Annotated in this window: 14 protein-coding genes; 5 read left to right on the top strand and 9 right to left on the bottom strand. The window is 39.8% G+C overall.

Annotated elements, in window-relative coordinates; translation table 11 throughout:
- Positions 1–42: 42 nt before the first annotated feature.
- The 7 genes from ENH88_RS22300 to bcsR form a co-directional block, all read right to left on the bottom strand.
- Entirely contained in the window at positions 43–1,473 is a 1,431-nt protein-coding gene (locus tag ENH88_RS22300) for a peptide MFS transporter (protein WP_304185725.1), read from the bottom strand.
- Between the two features lie 256 nt (positions 1,474–1,729).
- Complete coding sequence (locus tag ENH88_RS22295) at positions 1,730–5,542, bottom strand: cellulose synthase subunit BcsC-related outer membrane protein (protein ID WP_304185723.1); 3,813 nt, start codon at positions 5,540–5,542, stop codon at positions 1,730–1,732.
- Positions 5,533–6,654 (bottom strand): cellulose synthase complex periplasmic endoglucanase BcsZ, encoded by a 1,122-nt coding sequence (gene bcsZ / locus ENH88_RS22290; RefSeq protein WP_192540454.1) that lies wholly within the window; start codon positions 6,652–6,654, stop codon positions 5,533–5,535. Before bcsZ ends, ENH88_RS22295 begins: the two co-directional genes overlap by 10 nt.
- Positions 6,654–8,903 carry a cellulose biosynthesis cyclic di-GMP-binding regulatory protein BcsB gene (gene bcsB, locus ENH88_RS22285; RefSeq protein ID WP_304185721.1) on the bottom strand — a complete coding sequence of 750 codons (2,250 nt, stop codon included), beginning with the start codon at positions 8,901–8,903 and terminating at the stop codon, positions 6,654–6,656. The genes bcsZ and bcsB overlap by 1 nt, the downstream gene beginning before the upstream one ends.
- Positions 8,900–11,545, bottom strand: a complete 2,646-nt coding sequence (bcsA, locus tag ENH88_RS22280; RefSeq protein ID WP_414704879.1) for a UDP-forming cellulose synthase catalytic subunit — start codon at positions 11,543–11,545, stop codon at positions 8,900–8,902. Before bcsA ends, bcsB begins: the two co-directional genes overlap by 4 nt.
- 7 nt (positions 11,546–11,552) lie before the next feature.
- Positions 11,553–12,275, bottom strand: a complete 723-nt coding sequence (bcsQ, locus tag ENH88_RS22275; protein ID WP_304185717.1) for a cellulose biosynthesis protein BcsQ — start codon at positions 12,273–12,275, stop codon at positions 11,553–11,555.
- Positions 12,276–12,278: 3 nt separating this feature from the next.
- A complete protein-coding gene (gene bcsR / locus ENH88_RS22270; RefSeq protein ID WP_283711023.1) occupies positions 12,279–12,494 on the bottom strand; it encodes a BcsR/BcsP family cellulose biosynthesis protein in 216 nt (71 codons plus the stop codon).
- Positions 12,495–12,613: 119 nt separating this feature from the next.
- Here bcsR and bcsE point away from each other — a divergent pair, with 119 nt between their 5' ends.
- From bcsE to tyrR, 3 genes are all read left to right on the top strand, one after another.
- Positions 12,614–14,245 (top strand): cellulose biosynthesis protein BcsE, encoded by a 1,632-nt coding sequence (bcsE, locus tag ENH88_RS22265; RefSeq protein WP_304185715.1) that lies wholly within the window; start codon positions 12,614–12,616, stop codon positions 14,243–14,245.
- Between the two features lie 169 nt (positions 14,246–14,414).
- Positions 14,415–15,998, top strand: coding sequence for a cellulose biosynthesis protein BcsG (bcsG, locus tag ENH88_RS22260; RefSeq protein WP_304185713.1), 1,584 nt, complete (start codon positions 14,415–14,417; stop codon positions 15,996–15,998).
- Between the two features lie 94 nt (positions 15,999–16,092).
- Positions 16,093–17,649 (top strand): transcriptional regulator TyrR, encoded by a 1,557-nt coding sequence (gene tyrR / locus ENH88_RS22255; protein WP_304185712.1) that lies wholly within the window; start codon positions 16,093–16,095, stop codon positions 17,647–17,649.
- A 27-nt stretch (positions 17,650–17,676) separates the two neighbouring features.
- Here the strand turns inward: tyrR and ENH88_RS22250 are convergent, their stop codons facing one another.
- Positions 17,677–18,171: a hypothetical protein gene (locus ENH88_RS22250; RefSeq protein WP_304185710.1), complete on the bottom strand. Its 495-nt coding sequence runs from the start codon at positions 18,169–18,171 to the stop codon at positions 17,677–17,679.
- 111 nt (positions 18,172–18,282) lie between these two features.
- Between ENH88_RS22250 and ENH88_RS22245 the strand changes: the two genes are divergently transcribed.
- Positions 18,283–18,819, top strand: a complete 537-nt coding sequence (locus tag ENH88_RS22245) for a thioesterase family protein (protein WP_304185709.1) — start codon at positions 18,283–18,285, stop codon at positions 18,817–18,819.
- A 46-nt stretch (positions 18,820–18,865) separates the two neighbouring features.
- Here ENH88_RS22245 and ENH88_RS22240 read toward each other — a convergent pair whose 3' ends face one another.
- A complete protein-coding gene (locus tag ENH88_RS22240; protein WP_304185708.1) occupies positions 18,866–19,519 on the bottom strand; it encodes an OmpW/AlkL family protein in 654 nt (217 codons plus the stop codon).
- 239 nt (positions 19,520–19,758) lie between these two features.
- On the opposite strand from ENH88_RS22240, the gene ENH88_RS22235 reads away from it, so the two are divergent.
- The gene (locus tag ENH88_RS22235; RefSeq protein ID WP_304185707.1) at positions 19,759–21,177 is read left to right on the top strand and encodes an MATE family efflux transporter; all 1,419 of its coding nucleotides are present in this window, start codon (positions 19,759–19,761) and stop codon (positions 21,175–21,177) included.
- Positions 21,178–21,233: the final 56 nt, after the last annotated feature.

Genomic DNA, 21,233 nt, shown 5'->3' with positions numbered 1-21,233 from the left:
CCCACAAGCACGGCTGCTTGTGGGCAAGTAATAAACACTTAGTTACGGTTTTTCAGCAACTACTTCAAGCTCTTCAGCTAAAATGTGTTCGTGAGTGTGTGGTTCGTGTTGACCTTCAGCACCATGCATCCACTTAACAAGCTTGTCGCTTAGTAAGTACATGATCACTGCTGAAAGCACTGCAGTTGCACCTAAACCAATGAAAATACCTAGTGCATTGTCAAGCGCTTCTTCACCTTCACCTAAGAATGAACCTACAAAGCCAGCAATCTTATTAGCAACCGCTGTACATAAGAACCAAATACCCATAAGCATTGATGCTAAGCGCAGTGGTGCTAACTTACTTACCATAGATAAGCCAATTGGCGATAAGCACAGCTCACCTAAAGTGTGGAATAAATAGAATAATACTAACCACATCATGCTGATTTGTAGTGTATCACCTTGACCTTGGGTCATAAGTGCTAAAATCATAGTGATAAAACCAAGTGCTAAAAAGACTAATGCGATAGCAAACTTAACCGGTGAGTTTGGCTCGCGCTTATCTAGTTTCAACCAAATAATAGCGACCAGAGGTGCAAAAACAATGATGAAAATAGAGTTTAATGATTGGAACCATGAGGCTGGAATTTCAAAGTTGAACAACGTACGGTCGGTATAATCATTCGCGAATAAGTTCATCAAGCCACCAGCTTGCTCAAAGCCCATCCAGAAAATGATACTAAATACACTCATTGTAAAAATAACTTTAATGCGGTCAGTTTCAACTTTGGTTAAAGGTACTTTAACGTCTGAGTTAGATTGTGATTGCGCTAATTTAGCGGCAGGAATAACACCAATATCACCTAAGTATTTGTTGCTTAAAGCAACTTGCATTGCTACAGAGATAAGCATACCAATACCAGCGACGATAAAGCCATATTGCCAACCCATTGATGCTGCAGCAAAACCCGCAACCAATGGACCTAATGCACCACCTAAGTTAATACCCATATAGAAGATAGTGAATGCGCCATCACGACGTTGATCACCTTCTTTGTATAAGTCGCCAACCATAGTTGAGATATTTGGTTTAAATAAACCATTACCCATACAAAGTAAGGCTAAACCAATATAAAACACGTTTTCTTCTTGGCCTGCTAACATGCTATGAGGAATACCCATAGTAAAATGGCCAGCAGCCATTAATAGGCCACCGATGATAATCGCTTTACGTTGGCCAAGTACGTTATCGGCTAACCAACCACCAAATAATGGAGTGATATAAACAGCCATAGTGAACGTACCATAAAGGCTCAGTGCGTCGGCATTACTCCAACCAAAACCGCCTTCTTGAACAATCGCAACAAGATATAATACTAAAATGGCACGCATGCCGTAATAACCGAATCGTTCCCACATTTCTGTGCCGAACAGCAGGAATAACCCTTTAGGATGTCCTAAAAAATCACCTGCTTTAGGTAATGAACTCATATTTACTTCCTAACTCAACGTTAATTATTGTGGCCTTATATTTTTTGCTTTGGTCGTTCATGTGATAACAACACAGTTGAACGGGTGGCCATGAATATTATTTTTAATGCAGCTAAGGTAATGGTTTGCTCACTAAGTTTTTGCTTAGTGGATAAGAGTCACACCCTTATCCTAGCTACAATTGCGGCTAAGTATACATACACGGGCTGTGCAGGGGAAGTGCTTGCGATAGTTAGCTGTGCCATGGTTTTAAAACCTAATAGTCAGCATAAGGAACTACGGGGGTGCCTGGGAAAATCATTTCGCTATAAACAGGTTTAAAATAATAGCGGAAATAAAGCTGGGCATAGTTAGGTTCATAAAAATCAGCGCGATCTAAGCTAAAAAAGCCACCAAAGAACCAGTGTGGCGTATAGCGATACTCAAAGCTACCGGCTAAGTTATATGACATGCCAGACGTTGTACTGCCTGCAAAAACTGGATCAACACCGGTGATTGAAGTTCTTTGTTGTGCCTGCGCTTGTAGCTGCGGATCATTAGGAAAAAAATCACTGTCGTCATTTGTGGTGGTTGACCATGAGATACCGGCTCGTACACGGTAAATAAAATCGTTATTAACGCGGCGGTCATAAGTAACCGGCATTGAAACGCCGAGGTAGCTTTGTGGACTATAATAGCCGCCATGGCCAAAGGTTTCTTCACTTAAATTATATTGATAAGACCAGTGCAATAGACTTGCACCGAATGTTAATTCGGTATTCTTTTCACGGATGTAACGGTGATAAGCGCCGCCCATAAGACTGTAACGTTGATTGTCTTTGACATTCTTGCCTTGTAATAACTGCAAATCAGCTGAGCCCCAAAAACCCCAATCAAGGCCTAGATCATGTGATAGATTAAATCGTAATGTGGTTGCTCTAACGCCCCCCCAAACTTCATTTGTGAATACATCTTCAAGGCCCGCATACGATAATACTGAGCTGGTTACGGGGCGTTTATTAAGTGTAATTTCATAACCAAAATTCCCTATGTCGCCATTGTAGTCAACACCCCAGACAATATCTTCCACCAAAAAACCCAGTGGTGTAGTGCCTATGTCAAAACGCCATGTATCGTTTAACCATGCAAAGCCAATATCAATGCCTTCTTGTTGTGGTTCAATACTATTTAACGGGCAATCGAAAATACACAATGCCCCTTGGCCATAGCGACTGCCCGAAAAGCTCTCATCAAAGCGGGTTACTTGACTGGCAATGGTCATCGGATCAAGTTTAATAATCCCGGTGCCATGCCAAAGTGGCAAGCCGACCTCAATAGGCATAGAGCCGGCACCTAGGCTGGCATCGTTTTGAGTGCTGGTTTGACTGCTAAAGTTAATGCCGGCCGTTATATAGGCTTGCTCGCGCTGTTGAATTCGAGCAAGCTCTCTTTTCGCATTATTTACATACCAAGGTGCCTCGTCATTTAAGGCATATAATTTGTAGTTAAGAGTGGCATCGCTTTGTGCTTTTATACTGCTATTTGGTTCAATTGCCTCTTTATACCAGGTTTCTGCGTAAGCATTTTTATTATGAGTTTCTGCAACTTGCGCAGCTTGATAATACATTTCTTGGCTATAGCCTGATTTAACGAGTAACTCGTTGGTTAAGCGAATAAGATTACCTTCATCTTGAAAATCAACAAGGGCGGTCATTAATAACTGTTGCTGATATGTTTGATCTTTATCTACGTCATTTATTAATGTAGTAACAATGCGATCTGCCAGAGCATGGTGATTTAGCTCGCGGCTAACCCTTGCTACGGCAAGTTCGGTCTCGGGTGCTAATTTTTGGCCTTGTTGAACTTGCAGCTGGTATAGATCAATAGCAGCTTGGGGTCTATTTAACTCAATATTAGCAGTGATAAGTGCATTATATACTACTGGGTTGTTAGGGTTTTGTTGAGCAAGTAACGCTAATTTTTCAAGGCGCTGTTCACCCTGGTTAAACTTATTGATGTAATCAGTTTGCAGAGATAGCCAACGTATTTGTTGTTCTTCAGTGGCCACTTTCGGTAGTTGATAGTGTGCAAACCATTGCTGTGTTTGTTGTTCCTTATCACTGTTTAAAAGCCATTGAGCATATGTCATATGCCAATAAGGACTTAAGCTGTCATCCCGTTCTAAGGCTGTGCGTAATTGCCTTAGTGCGTAATTGTATTCATTAATTTGCTGCCATTGTGCTGCCAGTTCTGCCTGCATTAAAGGCGTTAAAGGTTGGGCTTCGAGCTCTGTTAGATTATAAATAATCGTACTTTTATTATCTTCGCCGTTATTAGCAAGTTTGCTCATCTTGGCATTGATTGAAAGTTGCTGGGCGAGTTGAGCAACGTCTGCGGTACGGGCATTATTAGGCACGTAGCTAAGGGTATCAAGAGCGCCTTGGTAGTCGTTCAAAGATCGTAAAAACAGTGCGTGGCTGTATCGCAACTCAGCATCGAGGGGAAATTGCCATAAGGTCTTATTATATAAAGCTTTAGCGTGGTTTAGTAAGCCTTGTTGTTGATATAAGTTAGCCAGATCATAATAAAGCCAACTTTCTCTAGGCGTTTGTTTTATCGCTAAGAGAAGCAAATTAACGGCCTGATCTAATTTTCCTGCAGCGGTGAGCTCATCGGCACGCGCGCGTAATTGGCGACTTTGAATTCGAGTATACTGTTCAGTTATTAAAGCCTGTTGTTTTGCTGTTAACTGGTTATAAAACTGATGACTTCGGGAAAAGTTATCATCGCTACTTGTTAGGGTTAACATTGCCCCTAAGGTACGGGCTTGTAGCGGCTCTTGAGCCAAAATTTGCTGATAATAAACCATAGCTTGCTGAGCTTGGCCTGCTTTTTCTGCCAGTTGAGCGCGATAAAATAACACGGTCAGTGGGTCTTCATCGAGCGTGTGTGCTAAATCAAGTTGCAATTTAGCGCGATTTAGATTGTTGTCATCTATCGCTAATTCTGCCAAGTTTATGTATTGCCAAAACTTGGCAGTGGTTGCTAAACCTTTAAGGACCGCAATCCGATTAACATTGTCACTTAGCTGCTCGGCTTTTTTGAAATAACGGTAGGCTGCGGCATTATCTCCTTGGCGTAGCTTTAATAGTCCTAAGCTACTGAGTACTTCAGGATCTTTAGGTCGACCAGCCAGCGCTGTTGTAAAGTATCGATTGGCTTGATTGTATTTTTCATTTTCAAGCGCAATAACCCCTTTTTGCCACGCTTGATATGCAGGATCGGCTTGTTTAATGAGCTCTTCTTCTAATTGTTTTGCAAAGTCATTATATTGCAGCTTGCCTTTATTACTTTTTGGATAAGCTAAAAAATAGCTTTGGTAAGCATTGTCTGTTTGTTTACTAATAGGCATTTCTTCAAGCGCGGACAACCATGCAGATTCAGCCTCAACTGCAAGAAATTTACTATGTGCATAGTGATTTAATATACGCAATGCATCATTGTTTTGTGGATTTTGCTCTAGTAAGTGTTTTGCGTAGGTAAGTTCAATACGACTAGATTCAGGGTAACGTTTAAGTAATGAGCGATAGCCTCGTAATGCTTGCTGCCAGTTATCGTCACTTTGCGCTAACCAGTTTATATACTCAAACTCATACTCGATACTAGGGTAGGTCGATTTGAATAAATTATCATAAAGTGCGATTGCAGCACTGTACTGTCCAGCTCGCGCTAACAATTTGGCTTCTTGAACTGATGCTCTGTCTTGGTCGTTAACCCGAGCTAATAAGCTTATTTGCTTAATACAAGGATGGTGTTCACCCTTTAATTTACTAAGTAGATTAGTTGCTTTACTGTTTTGAGCGAGTGCAAAATACACATGCGCTTGGGCGCATTGCACCTCAATATTGTTAGGTGCAATACTTAATAGCTTATCTAAGCTATCAGTCATTAACTGTAGATCTTGTTCGATCTCACCAAGCTGAACTTGGCTTATGAGCCAATGAACTGATTCTGTATCTAAGTCTTGCTGTTTAGACAGCGATACAAATGAGCTAAATAACAGTACAGCAAGCAGCCACTTTATCGGCATTCATTGCTCCAATTTGGAAGTAGCGCACCTTGCTTATCAATAGTAAAACGTTTATTTGTGGTACTCGTTCCAAACAAATATAACACGCTGTCGTAATAGCGATTTGTAATAAAGCGAGTGTCTATCATCAATTTTTGTTGTAGAGCTGCTAACGTTTGGGTTTGGCCTTTATCAGCAAGCAATGGTAGTAATGCAGCGATAAAGCCAGCAGGGCCAGAACCTGACGCTTTACCTGTATCGACTCGGCTTTCAAGTGGCGCTCTATTATTGTTTACTAGGTACTGCAGCATAGGATCGAACTGTGCTATTAGCTCTTTTTTGTATGCTGCTTCATCAGCCATCATACTTGCCCACAGGTAGACGCGAATTGCATTATAGCTACCAATAGCGGGGGCTTTATCTGTGTGGTAAAAACCTTTTTCGGGGTTATACATAACCCAATCAGGGCTGAAGCCATTTTTGCTGGTTTCAAGTATTAACTTGGCTGAACTGTCATGAAGTGCTTGCCATGCAGAGTGTGGATAACGCTGTGCAAACTGCTGCAAAATAAACAGTGGGGCATAACTTGGATTTAATTTCCAGGTTTGTTCACTCGGCTCAAAACCATTGGGTGCAGGAAGTAATGTTAACCCTAAGTTAGGTAAATAAGCGGTTTCTTCACGTATAATACGCTCTGCCATAACACTACTTAGCACAGCGTAACGCCGTTCTTGCCAAAGAATTGCTGCTTGTGAAAGTGTATAAGCTATCCATAAGTCTGAGTCGGATGCAGGGTTTGAGTCGAGAATTTTACCTTTTCCATTACCATCAATCCCCCATTGCCAAGCTGGCAGGCGAGTGCTTAAGTCGCCTTCAGCGAGATGGGTTTGCGTCCACTGTAAAATTTGCTCAAAGCTTGCTTGATCGTTTGCAAGTAGAGCAAAAAATAGCGCATAGGATTGACCTTCAGAGGTCGTAATACTTTGTTTACTACCAAGATCAATGACCCGACCTTGATCGGAAATAAAATGCTTTTTAAAGGTATCCCACTGAGACCAATCAGCGCAGCTTTGGGCTACAGAGTTTAATGGCCAAATAAGTAGCATGCTGACGAATAACACAATGTTTTTCATTATTTATTTTCTCCTTCAGATAATCGTTTTTGCGTCAGTAACATTAATAATCGCCATAACAAAAATGATATCAGCAACAGAGTAATAATCGACAGCACGGCGAGCAAAACTGGACGGTCTGAAAAGTGGAACCAAATTAAAGTATGAATAGGAACATGACCAACAAAATATTGTTCGTCAGTTTTTATCGTTTTTATACCTTGGCTATTGATAATTGCCGAGCTGCCGGTGATTTTTGCTGTTTGTTCATTTATCAGCAAAGCTTCATTCAACAGTGGGTAGGCTGCATTGTTCGTTGCGATTAAAGACACAACCGAACGCTCAGAATCAAACGGAGATTGAAAGCCAGAGATGATGCCAAGTTTGCCCATACTTCGGATATTAACTTGAACTCTTTCAGGATCGCTTGTATTAAACGCACCATTATAAATAGCCTGGTTAACCACTCTATTGTTATCATTTATCAAAACACTGAGCGCACTGTCTTTGCTCATGTCATGATGAAGAGAGTCAGGTTTACCGATAATAATAATATCTTTGTCGTCAAAGTTAATATCTTGTGCTGGGAATTTAATAGCCAGTCGATGTGATGGGTAACCTGTTATTGCCCCTAAATGGCCTGTAAAGTTAAGCAATAGACGAATGCCCTCTACTGAACTGTTTGGTTCCATAATTAACACTGTTTGATGTAAATCGGCAAATTTAGTAAATGGAAAGCCACTGTTTGCAAAAGCATGTAGATTCGGTAATGCCATATAATGATTAAACGCACTCACATCAATTGAAGAACTGCCATCGATAGCGCCAAACTCACCGCCTGCAGGTATGGCGTTACATGCACCAGATTTAGCCACCGAAAAGTTAAAATCGTAAGTAAGTTGGTTTTTCATGGTCAAATCTAAACCAGTTAACTCAAAGTCCTGACGCGTCTGATTTGGATTAATATCAGACAGTAAAGGTAAGAAAGTATTGGTTGTGATGGTTTTTCCACCGTCATCATCAAGTACAAAGCCATCAATGAATTTACCGTTGATCAGCATGTTCAAGCGAGAAATTAAGTTTTTTTCTACCGGTGTATTACGGTAATTAAGGGTGATAGGGATACCATTTTCACGCCACGTAAATAAATCCGGTGCAAAACGTAAATCAAGATTCACAGGTTGACCTCGAAACCCTTGTGACTGTAATTGAGTTGGGTACTCGATGAATTCATCAAATGTTACAGCACGGTCTGAGCGAAGCCAAAAAGGCGCATCATAGGCTTTACGAAGTGGTAACTTACTAATTTCATCAATCACTGCAGTGCGACCAGTCATTACTTTATGACCAAATAATAAACCAATCACAGCATCTTTTAGCTGCTTTGTATCTTTACCTAAAACAAGCAGTACTTTGGCATAGCGATGTGTTGGGCTACTGATTATTTCTATAGTCGGCTTTTCTACATCTGGGTAATTTAACAAAAAGTCTGGTTTGTCATTATTGGTAGCAAACACCACACTATGAGTGGTCGGTATTTTGTTTATTGCTACTGGGAAATCTGCTTTACGCCATTTTGCTTGCCCACCAAAAAAACTAGCAAGTGAGGACGCTGCTTCAAGCGTGGTTTCATCTGGTTGAGAAGCAAAAATGAATGGCAAAGTTAACTGGTTATTATCTCGCTCATCGTAAAAAGGAGCAGGGAAATACTCTAATAGGCTTTCTAAAGCTAAGCTTTGCTGTTCAATTTCTATCGCGCTCTCTTTATCTATTTCAGCCCAAATAGTTTTACTAAAATCATCCTGACAGACTAAATCATAAAAACCAATCAGTTCAAAACGAACTTGGTTAAAGTCTTTCATCAGTTTAGCGTTGAGTTCAATATTGTGCTGTGACTTTGAACCAGTAACAGCAAGCTTATTGTCTATAGGCAATACGGTTACCAAATGTTCGTTAAAAAACACTTTAATATGAGAAACACGTTCAATTAACGCAGGCGAGTTTGTGAAGGAAAAATTGAGCATTAACTTTGTGCCGAGTTTATCAAGGCGATTGGTAAAATCAACACGCGTATTATTGCTGACACCATCGAGCCTAAATTTGTTAATGCCTAAACGTTCAAAGCGCAAAGTTAACTGCTCTTGAGGAGGTGCTTCTGGGTAGCCATTATCAAAGATAGACTTATCTGAAAGTGGCTCTGCCGCTGTAGCCAAGCAATTAATGCTGAGCGTGCTTATAGCGAATAACACGGTGAATAACGATCTTATCATAATGTTTCAAATACTTTTTTAGGTTTTGTGGGTAAAAGTGTCGTAATAAACGCAATTGACCGCGATAACAGTTCGATCAAGGGTTTTAATTCATTTGGAGCATGAAAAATTAAATTTTTAAAGCCTCTTAGACTAACTCGTAAGACATTGGAAAAGCTGTAAGAAGGCTTATCATGCTTAAAGTTTTCTTGCCAATCAAGCCATGCATCCGCTCGCGAAAATGTACATTGGATAAACGCTTTTTGTTTTTCAATATCAAGATCTCTTAAAGTAAGACCTATTTGTTTATCACGTGTATTACAAATATAAGTAGCAAAGGAAAATTGTTTTAAACCGCGACTCATTAATAGCTCAACCTTATCGTTAACTCGGCAGGTTGCAATATGTTGTGTTTCTATCCCCACACCGCTGTCAGAGTAATCGGTTATTTTCACTTTAATGGTATGGCCATTGGCGAGTCTAATTGCCGCGGGAAAATTTGCGTTAACACGGTGTGAACTTCTCACTTGTTTAGCTTCTGCGGCAACCGCAACCGCAGCACCTAATATAATAATATTGTAGCTTGCCCAGAGCATGCTGATCAGCAGTACACCTATTTGTGATGTATCACCAAAAAATAGTCGCAAAATACCGTAACCCATGCCAACAACATTAATGAGCAATAAAACGATATATGGTTTAGAAATGATCCAGTCATACCGTTCAATATTGTTTAGCCCACCTTTCTCGGTTACATTAAATTTGCCTTTATTAGGATTTATGAGGGCAACAGTCGTCGGTTTTAAAATATACCAGGCAAGCACTGACTCATATACTTCGCCCCAAAACGAATAACGATACTTGCCCTGAATACGTGAGTTGGTAATTTTTACTTGCAGTAAAGTGGGCACTATATACAAGAAAATAGCGAGAAAAGGGGCATAAATAATCGCCGCATTAAAATAGATAAGTGCTAGTGGAGCAGTTAAAAATACGATGCGGGGTATGCCTGATAAAAAGTGTAGCATAGCATTGAGGTAACACATGCGCTGTGCCAGATTTAATCCTTTACCAAGTAATGGGTTATCAAGACGGAATATTTGTGCCATGCCCCTAGCCCAGCGGATCCGTTGGCCTACGTGAGCAGAAAGACTGTCAGTGGCAAGGCCTGCTGCTTGAGGAATATTTATATAAGTTGTCTTATAGCCAGCTCGTTGCATACGCAGTGCTGTATGAGCATCTTCGGTAACGGTCTCTACTGCAAAACCACCAATTTCATCAAGCGCTGCGCGTTTTAAAACAGCACAAGAACCACAAAAGAAAGTCGCATCCCACATGTCATTACCGTCTTGGATCAGGCCATAGAACAGCATGTTTTCATTTGGTATTTTGCCTTGGTTATTTAAGTTTCGCTCAAAGGGATCGGCTGAAAAAAAATGGTGAGGCGTTTGCACCAAACATACTTTTTCATCTTTGATAAATTGCCCCATGGTCATTTGTAAAAATGAGCGGGCAGGGATATGGTCACAGTCAAAAATCGCAATATACTCACCATCAGTATATCGCATGGCATGATTCATATTTCCTGCTTTAGCATGGTTATTATCAGGACGTGCTATGTAGCCAACCCCGATTTGTTTTGCAAACTCGGCAAATTCTGGCCGTTTGCCATCATCTAAAATATATATATTGAGTTTGTCAGCGGGCCAATCGATACTTTGCGCAGCAATAGCTGTTGGCTTTACCACGCTTAAAGGTTCGTTGTAAGTAGGAATATAAATATCAACTGTAGGCCACGATGTTGATTCTTCAGGCAATTGTACAGGTTTACGATTGAGTGGGTTGATAGTTTGAAAAAAACCTAATATAAGCACCAGCCATGCGTAAGTTTCAGCGAGCAACAGGCCAATACCTAAAGCTAACGCTAAAGGGTCAGCCCAGTTTAGTGTTTCGGTATAACGCCACCATAAATAACGAGTCGAGGTTGTCACCGATAAGGTGATCATAGTGATCGTGGCAATCTGACCTTCAACACGACGCAAAGTGTAAGCAACTATTAGAATTAAGCTAATAAATACAGCTTGTGCCTCGACGCTAAAAGGCACCGTTACAAACACCACAACTGCAAAAAATAACAACATAATAAACGCAATTTTTAATATTTGGTTTTGCCAAATATTGGCTTCGCTGATACGTTTGTAATTAGCTTGTTGTGACCTTTTTTTGCTAATAAACCAAACATGTTTAAAGGCTTTAACGAGTTTTATATCAACAAGGCGGAGAATACGAATTGAGCGTTTAATATCTTGCCACGTTTTTGTTCTTTCAGTATTGAAGTAAGCAAGGCTGGCTTTATTTGTTTTAAAAAAAGCTAAGTATACTGTTTGTAAAATAATCCGAACGCAATTACTGATTGTACATACAGGTAAAGTAACATGCGGATAGAAATAGCTAAGTCTTGATTTTATTTTGCGTTTTTTATTGTTATCTAATTTAACGAACAGCGATAAAAATAATAATAAAAAAGGCAAACAAAATGCGGCTATCACACTCATTTTGTGCTGGTTGAAATAACTATGGAATTTTAAAAAAATAAACCGTACGAGTAGCTTGCTAAAAAACAAGCTAAGTAAAAGCCGAAACGCTTTTTCAGTAAAAGACATACGTGAATTAGCTTTCATCTTGATTAACTCTGCTAACTAGCCACCCGGCTAAAGTCTCAAAATCGTCATTTGCTACACTATACGGTGCACAGTTAATCGCAACATTTCTAAAGGCTGTTGCTTCTTTAATAACTTCATCTTTATTTATGTATAAAGAAGCTAAAAGGGGAATGTCTGATTGCCAAAGTTGTAGTAAATCGAATTCTAGCTCAGATGCACTGTTATAACGGTTAGCTAAAAAATAATGCTGCCACTGTCCCTGTGCTTGAGAGAGTGTTTGTAATCTTTTGTAGATTAAACTATGGCATATGGGGTCACAATTAACGACTTCTAAAAATACATCATTTTTATTTAATGAGTACTGAGTTACGTCAATGTGGGCTGGGCAATCAAATAATACCCATGCATTATCGCTATTGTCGATTTGATTACAGCCTTCGATGATATGAGCTGACGAAAACTGCGCTTGGCTATTTGAGCCAAACGGTAAAAACACGACACCATCACTGTCTTGATGGAATTGACTACTCGCTTCGTTAAAAGTTGGGTAGTTGCTCCACCCCTGCTCATGTGCCCATGCTAGCCCTAAGTGTAGACCAACATCAGATTTTGGATCTAAATCTATTACATAGACTTGTTCTTTTGACTTTTTCAATGTGCACGCTAAATTTGCCACCACTGACGTTGCGCCGGTTCCTCCTTTAATTCCCTTTATGAAGATTCTTTTCATTATTTAGTCTGTTCTTTTGTTAATTTTATGATCTTGCTCTGTTTCTGTAATAGATATAGATATATCTTTAAGCAATGGGTATTTTTCAATTGTCGATTTATTTTTCGCCACATTGACTATTTCAATGTAATTTTGGTTGGCGCTGCCAAACTTCCGATATAGGTTATCAATATCATAATCCGTTAGAATACTTGATTTTTTTACTGCAAAGTGGCTCATTTAAAGCACCCTAAATGATAAAAGTCGTTTAAATTTGTGATTTGTTTGTGTACATAAGCTGTATTATATATAGAATACAACTTAAAACTAGTACTAAAGTATCCTTTTGAGGGGTTAAGTTGCCTAAATTAAATATTTCAGGATTAAATACAACATTTTCTGAACTAAAGTGTAGTGCGAATTATGCACTGATTGCGCCTTTAGACAATCAGTTAATAGAATTAACTCAAAGCATGCTTTCTAATACTAGTGAACATATATTTTTGCTGTCAAAGCAAGTCGATATTTTTTTTGAAAGTGACCATTCAGACCACTTACACACCCTGTATGACGAAGGTAAGCTGCATCCATTTAATTTAAGTAACGATATCAGCTTTGCAAAAAAGCGATGGTTTTCTAAAGGGATCCTCAATGAACTCAAAGAATACACAGTAATAAAAAATAGTTGTGTGGTGGTTCATTTGAGCTCTGATATGTTTGTTGACTATAAAACCGAAGAGCTTAAAGGTCAGCTCACACTTTACAAAAATTTTTCAATTGCAGAAAATGCGACCGTGGTGTTTTTAATTTCAGGAGCAAATAATAGTGACTTGCGTCGCCAGCTCTTAATGTTTAATGATGTGATTGATGGTGTGGTAAATATGACTCAAGAAGCATCAGTTTACAGCTTAGAATATGATTTTTGGCATCATAGTGAAGGCGTTATTGCGGCAGAGACCATTAATTATCAACGTAAAAATAACCAACTCATAGTGTTAACTGCTGACAAAGATACCTCACAAGCTTACGGTAGCAGTGCAACTAACCAAGACTTTGATGAAGATGACGTTTGGCTTGTGAAAAGTGCTGTACCAGCGGGGACAAAACTACCTGCGTATTACAAAGTTATTGAAGATAATGATGCTCTGTATGAACATGCATTTAAAATGAAGGCTGCCACGCTGGTTTTTGCTGTAACGCGCTATACCGACTTGTCTTTACTGGCTAGAGAATGTTTTTCCTTGCGTAAACAGTGCGGCAGAAAGTTAAAACTAGTAATTCAGAACGTTGATGGCGTTATTCGACATCAAGATGAGTGTTTATTTTTAACCTTAGGCGTTAACCTTATCTTATATAGTTTTTCTGAGCCTTCACGGTTATTGTCGCAGATCCAGTCGATTCAAGGTTTCCAATTTTCTAGACCGTTGCCAAGCTCAATCGACGATGTGTTAAAATACAGCGATAGCGTACTTCACAAAGGTTATTTGCCACTCAGCGATTTTGCTAAGCAGGTCACTAAGCACAGTGATTCAGCTGCTAATTTAGGCGTTAGTGGTGTGTTAGTGGTATTGGAATTATTACCACGTATTGATGCAATTCACCCGTTACATTTATTTCATGTAAAGCGAGAGGGCGATATTTTTAGCTATGTGGACGGCCAGGTATATCTCTATCTACATGCCTGCAGAGAACATGATGTGGACAGTGCTATTAAACATTTATTTAAGTTAGATATTGCTGACTTTTTCATTTCGAAAAATGTGATTGCTGATCATTTTTATATACAGCAAGAGTGTCGCCGTTTAGCTCGGGAGTATCAAGCAACACAAGTGCCTGATTACACAGAGCAGTTACAGGAAAATATAAGTTATATTTTTGATGGACAAACACCGGATGTTGCTACTTTGAGTGCTGAAACGGCTGAATTTAGAAAAGTCGTGAGACCAGTTTCTATGCCCATTAAAGTTATTCTCAAAGGGGAGTCAACATGAGCTTAAATCAGTTTTTTATAACCTTTGTAATTGCTTTATTGCTGGGGATTATCCTTGGTAATATAGGTAAGGCGGTGCTAAGTAAACTTATAAAAGTGTATCGAAAACTAACATTTCGCCATGTTTTATTGATCCCATATACTCCCAAAAAACAGAAAAAGGACGGCAAGTGAAGCTTTCAGGATTAGGTGTTTGGAATTTATATTTTTTAGCAAAATTTGCTTTGTATCTGCGAGGTGATATTTCATTTGATTGGTTATCTAATGCTGCTTTTTTTGCGTTTCTTTTGTTATCAAGCGACTCTCGCATAGTTATGCGCATTAAAAATGGGCTTTCTGTCGTTTTAGCAATAGCGCTTTTATATCATGACTCTTGGTTACCCCCTATTTCTAGGCTATTAAAGCAAGCTACAAACTTACAAGAGTTTAGTTTTGATTATTTTTTAGAGATTGTAGCACGCATGGTGAGTATTGATTTGTTGCTAGGCGTGTTTGTATTAAGTTTAGTTTATTGGTACAGCGTAAAATGGTTACGTTATACCAGTATCACAGTCCTTGGCTTTGCGTATGTTTACTGGTTTTCAACGACACCGGTAGCAGCTGTAGATGCTAGTTTACCTACAGTGGCAAATAATAAAGTAACATCGCAAGTGGTGCCTGTTAATATCACTCAGTCTGAACTTGCTGGTACCCCAGACCAACAATTAAAAATGTTTTATCAACAGCAAGCAAGATTAAAAACACAATTCGCTGATACGTTTCAAGGTGAACAGTTTGATGTGGTTGTGTTGAATATATGTTCATTAGCTAATGCAGATCTAAACGCAATTGGTGTTAAAGCAAATGAGCTGTTTAAAAACTTTGACATTTTGTTTAGTGATTTTAATTCGGCCACCTCCTACAGTGGTCCTGCTGCAATTCGTTTGCTCAGAGCAAGTTGTGGGCAAACAGATCAAGACTCATTATTTAAACCAGTCGATGAACAATGTCACCTGTTTAATAACTTAACTAAGTTAGGTTATAGCAACAGTGTAGCAATGAATCATGATGGCCATTTTGATGATTTTATTGGCTTGCTTAACCAACACGGTGGTGTGTCAGCTCCTAAGTTTGATTTTTCTGGGTTATCACCGATGCAATATGGGTTTGACGGCAAGCCAATTTATTCTGATTCAGAAGTATTGCTGGATTGGCTTAATAAACAACCAAATAACTCTCAGCCTAGGGCCTTGTATTACAATTCAATCAGTTTACACGATGGTAATCAGTTAGCAGGACGTGGTCGAATGAATAGCTTACAAAGCTACCCAACCCGACAGCAACAATTATTCAATGATATTAATCGCTTTATTGATGAGCTTGAAAACCAAGGACGCAATGTATTGTTAGTGGTTGTGCCTGAACATGGCGCGGCATTAGCGGGCGACAAGTTACAATTTGCAGGCCTAAGAGAAATTCCAAGCCCGTCAATTGTATCAGTACCAACCGCTGTTAAGTTTATTGGGCCTAATGTGAAAAGCCGTGAACTTATAGAAGTAACTGACACTGTGAGTTATTTTTCATTATCTGAGCTAATAAATAACGCAGTGAAAAGTGATGTTTTCTCTGGAACAACAGCAGTTGATAGATTACTTGGTAATACTCGCAGCATCACCAAAGTCGCTGAAAACCAGGACACCGTTATGATGTACATTAAAGGTGAACCTTATATTCAACTTGATGGCGGAGAATGGACCCGATACCCTAGTAATTAGACACTATTGTCCAAAAATCTTTACAATAGACTACCCAGCGATGGGTAGTTAGCGTATTATTCTTGGCATATAGGTTTTCTCTTTTGAGGGTGTAATGCGTTTAGATATCCATTGTGCAGATCGTATTGGTATTGCACAAGAAATACTCAATATCTTGGTGAACTATCAAGTTGATTTAAAAGGTATTGAAGTAGATTCTGTAAACTGTCGTATGTATGTGAGTTTTCCACCGATTGAATTTGAGCAATTTCAAAAAATCATGCCTTCAATTCGGTTAATTGATGGTGTGCAGGATGTACGTACCACCGCTTTTTTACCTTCTGAGCGTGAACATAATGAGCTCAATACGTTATTGCGTGCGCTACCAGATGGGGTGATCTCAATTGATGCCAAAGGCTGGGTGAGATTATGTAATGATGCTGCGTGTAAAGACCTGCAGTTGAGCGAAAAAGAAGTAATTGGCGCAAACATTAATAATCTTCTCAAAGGCTTTAACTTTACCCGTTGGTTAGAGAGTAAAGAAGTATTAGGGCAAACAACCCGCGTAGAAGTTGCGGGTGAAGATTTTATTGCTGACATATTACCCATTGCGGTGCCGCAAGGAAATGAAGGTGATGTACTCGCTGGTGCGGTGATCAATATCAAATCACAGAGCCGTTTAGGTCAGCAAGTCAGTGCGTTTCGCCGTTACGGACAAGAAAGCTTTGCGACTATTCATAACTTCAGTACTGCGATGCGCCGTGTGGTGCGTGAAGCACGAAAAATGGCACAGCTTGAAGCACCCATTTTAATCACCGGTGAAACAGGCACAGGCAAAGAGTTATTAGCGCGTGCATGTCATTATGCGTCTAACCGTTCTGTGAAACCGTTTATTGCGTTATCGTGTGCGTCATTACCCGATGATGTGGCTGAGTCTGAATTATTTGGTTACGCCGGTTACGAAGAAAATGCCGCGCCAAAACGCGGTGTACTTGAGCAAGCAGATGGCGGTACGGTATTTTTAGATGAAGTAGGTGAGATGTCTACTCAACTGCAAACTAAGTTACTGCGCTTTTTACAAGATGGCACATTTCGCAAAGTGGGCGATGAGAACGAAGTAAAAGTAAATGTACGCATTATTGCTGCAACACAAAAAGACTTGCCAGCGATGGTGCAAGAGGGCGTTTTTAGGGAAGATTTATATTACCGTATTAATGTACTCACACTAGAAATAGCTCCCTTAAGAGACCGAAAAGCAGATGTTGGTCCGTTAGCTGAACATTTCATTCAAAAATATGCGCAACAAAATGGTCATGCGATTCCGGAACTATCAGCAGAATGTTTGTCTTTTCTGCAAGAGTATCCGTGGCCTGGTAACGTTCGCCAGTTAGAAAATGCGATTTATCGCGCAGTATCTTTATTAGATGATAATGAGTTGCGGGTTGATCATTTACAATTGCCCACGTTTACTCATGATCTAGGCTATTTAGAATCTGACTTTGAAGGTTCGTTAGATCAAGCTGTAAAGCGCTTTGAAGCGACGTTATTACGAAAGCTCTATCCTGCGTATCCAAGCTCTCGGCAGTTAGCTAAGCGGTTAGGCTTAAGCCATACTGCAGTGGCGAATAAACTACGCGACTATGGCATTAATCGCAAAACGGTAAAGGTTTAATTTACCGATTAAAAACCAATACATGGGCTACTGTTTGGTGCCCATGTCTTTAGTGACGCCATCAATGGCAATATTATCAATACCGTCACCTTCAGGGTTAAACTTAATTATAATACTGATGTTATTACGAGCGAAAAAGTAGTCTTTATTATCAAGGCTAATAACATAATTTCCTTTCACGGGTTCTTTAAATTGGCGTTTTTCTAATTTTATGGTGTGCTCACCAATTTGCCATGTAAAGCCTTCAAAAAAGCCATTATTAAACTCTTGCACCCATACTTGTTGGTCATCTTTAGCTAAGGTAATGGCAATTGAATAGGATTCCGGTAACGCCATTGCATATGTTTTGCTACCAATCGTAAATTGCTCGTCAGCTTGTTGCCAATTAAAACCAAATTTAAATGGTTTTTCAGTCCCTGTTGGGTAGCTTATTATACCCGTTCCGGGGTAGTTAAAGTCAGCCCAAGCGCTGTTGCAGCACAGCAGAAGTAAAAAGCCAAAAGAGAAAATAATTTTGTTCATTATTGTCGCTACTTTTTTTATGATTATGAATAGTGAGATTAGAGCAGAATATTCTCCAATGCAATACGCTATGCTACACTGAGTCAATTGTTAACTGGTAAGACCTTTATTGTGAACTTATATTTTCGCCTTTTATTATTGTTTTTTAAAATCAAACGCAACCGTGATTATCAAACATTGCTAGAAACTGTGGATATTGATTACAAAGCGCTGCCGAGTGATTGTGATATTAATTTGCACCTGACTAACTCTCGCTACTTGGCGATGATGGATTTAGCACGCACTTGGATGACTGAGCGAGTTGGCTTGCTTGAAACGATTATGAAAAAACGTTGGTTTCCGATTGTTAACGCCACTGCCATTACTTATATCCGTGATATTAAGCCAATGCAGCGTTATACCATTAGCACGCGCTTAGTTGGTTGGGATCATAAGTATTTTTATATTGAGCAAAAGTTTCATTCAGCGCGTGGTTTGCATGCGATTGCGTATGTTAGAGGGGTGTTTAAACGTAAGCGTGGTGTCGTCAGTGTCGAAGAAATGTTAGAGGCGGTTAACTTTGATGGTGTTGCGCCGATTTTACCAGCAGAGATAATGCACTGGAAAGAAATGTTAGAGCAGAAAAAAATAACAAATCTTCCCAGTTAATGTTCGCTTATCATAAAAAGGCCGTGAGGCCTTTTTTAGTGGCTACTTAAAAAGCGTATTTAACCCCTAACATAGCAACGACAGGGTCAATTTTTACTGTTGAAGTAAGCGCTTGCTTGCCATCGGCATAAACAGTTGCATCGGTTTCAATATCCATGATTGATACCATCGCATGTACGCCCCAGTTTTGATCTAGCATGTAATTAAAGCCCGCTTGTGCTACAAAACCAAATGAATTATCAAGTTTTACTTCAACGTTGTTGGTGCCAAGTACTGTTTTTAGCGCTGTAGAAGGTTGCTCATCAAAAAACACTGTGTAGTTAATACCCACACCAACGAACGGACGAAATGCTGAAGTACTTTCTAAAAAGTGATATTGAGCGATTAGTGATGGCGGTAATTGCTTAATATCTGCTATTTTATTGCCGGCTAAACCACCTGCGCCATTAACTTCATGAGAAAAGGGTGTTGCAGCAACCAATTCTAAAACCCACTGATCGTTAAATGCATAGTCAACTGTAATACCCAGTTGTGTATCTGAGCTCCCTTTTAAACCTAAACTTGGATCTTCATTGATCGCTGAGCTGCTATTGTCAGGGTTAACATTAATAGCACCGACATTAACGCTTAAGTTTGCACTGGCGAAAGGAGATGCGATTAAAAGTGAGGTGAGTAACGCTGCGCTAAGTTGTTTTTTCATGCTGTTCTCCGAGAACTACTTTTTGAATTGACGCTATTATCAGCCAAACAAAAAATAAAAAACTGTTCTAGATCAAGCTTTATCACCGTGTATTTGGCGCGGTAGAGTTTGTTTGATATAGATTAAGGTTTGCTTATTTTAGTACAGAAACTCATTGACATGGTGCTCCTTTTTTTTGCGTCATTCATCAATAGGTCATGATTTTACGATACAATGAGTTGCTCAATTTAAGGTATGCTATGAATCAAACTAATTCACTTTTTCTTAATGGCTCTATCAGCAAGGCGCTACTAAAACTTGCCGTTCCTATTATTCTTATCAACATTTTACAATCAGCTTATCAACTCACTGATGCGTTTTGGGTTGGTCGCTTAGGGGCGGCACAAGTTGCTGCGGTGTCTGTCAGTATGCCGGTAACATTTTTAGTGATTGCGATTGGTTCTGGGCTTGCCATGGCGGGGGCTATTTTATCCGCGCAATATATGGGCGCAGGCCAACAAGATAAGGTGAATCATGTTGCCGCGCAAACTGTGCTGATGGTGACGGTGACAGCGATTATATTAGGGATAATTGGTTATTTCTTATCACCTTATTTTTTGCATTTGTTGGGTGTTGAAGATGCGGTCTATAACGATGCTTTAAAATTTATGCATGTGTCGTTTGCCGGTGTAGTGTTTGTGTTTATTTATGCCATGTTTCAGGCTTTAATGCGGGGGATCGGGCAAACAAAAGTGCCCTTGATCATAGTGACAGTGACTGTGCTGTTGAATTTTGTGCTCGATCCGCTATTTATCTTTGGCTATGGTAGTTTTGAAGGTCTAGGTGTAATGGGAGCCGCATTAGCAACCTTAGTGACGCAAAGCTTAGCTGCCATCGCTGGGATTGTTATTTTTCTACGTGGCCGCCATGGCATTAAACTTAAGCTTTCAAGTTTCGCTCCTGATTATAGCTATATAAAACAAGCGTTTTATTTAGGTGCACCAGGCTCCGTTGAGCTTTCTGCGCGCGCCTTTGGCCTTATAATCATGTCTTTCTTGGTGGCCAGTTTTGGCACTCAAACCATTGCATCTTATGGCGTGGGGTCTAATATTTTGCAGATGGTGATGATCCCAGCAATGGGGCTTTCGATGGCTGTATCTACTTTAGTTGGGCAAAATATGGGCGCAGGTAATCCGCAACGAGCAGAGCAAATTACCAAATTGGCGGTGCTCTGGGGCTTATGTGGTTTGTCCTTTATAGGGGCGATTGCGTATTTATTTGCACCTTACTTAGTGGCATTTTTTATCCCCGATGATCAAGCTGTGATCAATAAAGGGGCAGAGTTTATTCGGGTAATGTGTTTAACTTGGGGTGGCATTGGTGTGCAGTTATGCGTAGTGGCTGCATTTAGAGCATCGGGCAATATGCTAAATGCGATGTTGTTGGCGTTGTTTTCTCAATGCGTAGTACAGTTTCCGGTGGCGTATATTTTGTCAAAACACACGCCACTTAGCGATCAAGGGATTTGGTACTCGTTTGCTGTCACCAATGTGCTCGTAGCCGTGGTGTCGTATTTATGGTTTATTCGTGGCCGTTGGCAGCAAACAAAACTTACTAAGGATGACAAAGATATCGCTCAAGTCAGCCAAGAAGCATTTATCGAAGAAGGTGCACACTAATACGTGTTTTCATAAAGCGGTCATAAATTCAGGTTGTAATGAATACACTCTATATA

Source organism: Pseudoalteromonas prydzensis, from assembly GCF_011050055.1.
Classification (GTDB): domain Bacteria; phylum Pseudomonadota; class Gammaproteobacteria; order Enterobacterales; family Alteromonadaceae; genus Pseudoalteromonas; species Pseudoalteromonas prydzensis_A.
This window is presented reverse-complemented; position numbering and strand designations above follow the sequence as displayed.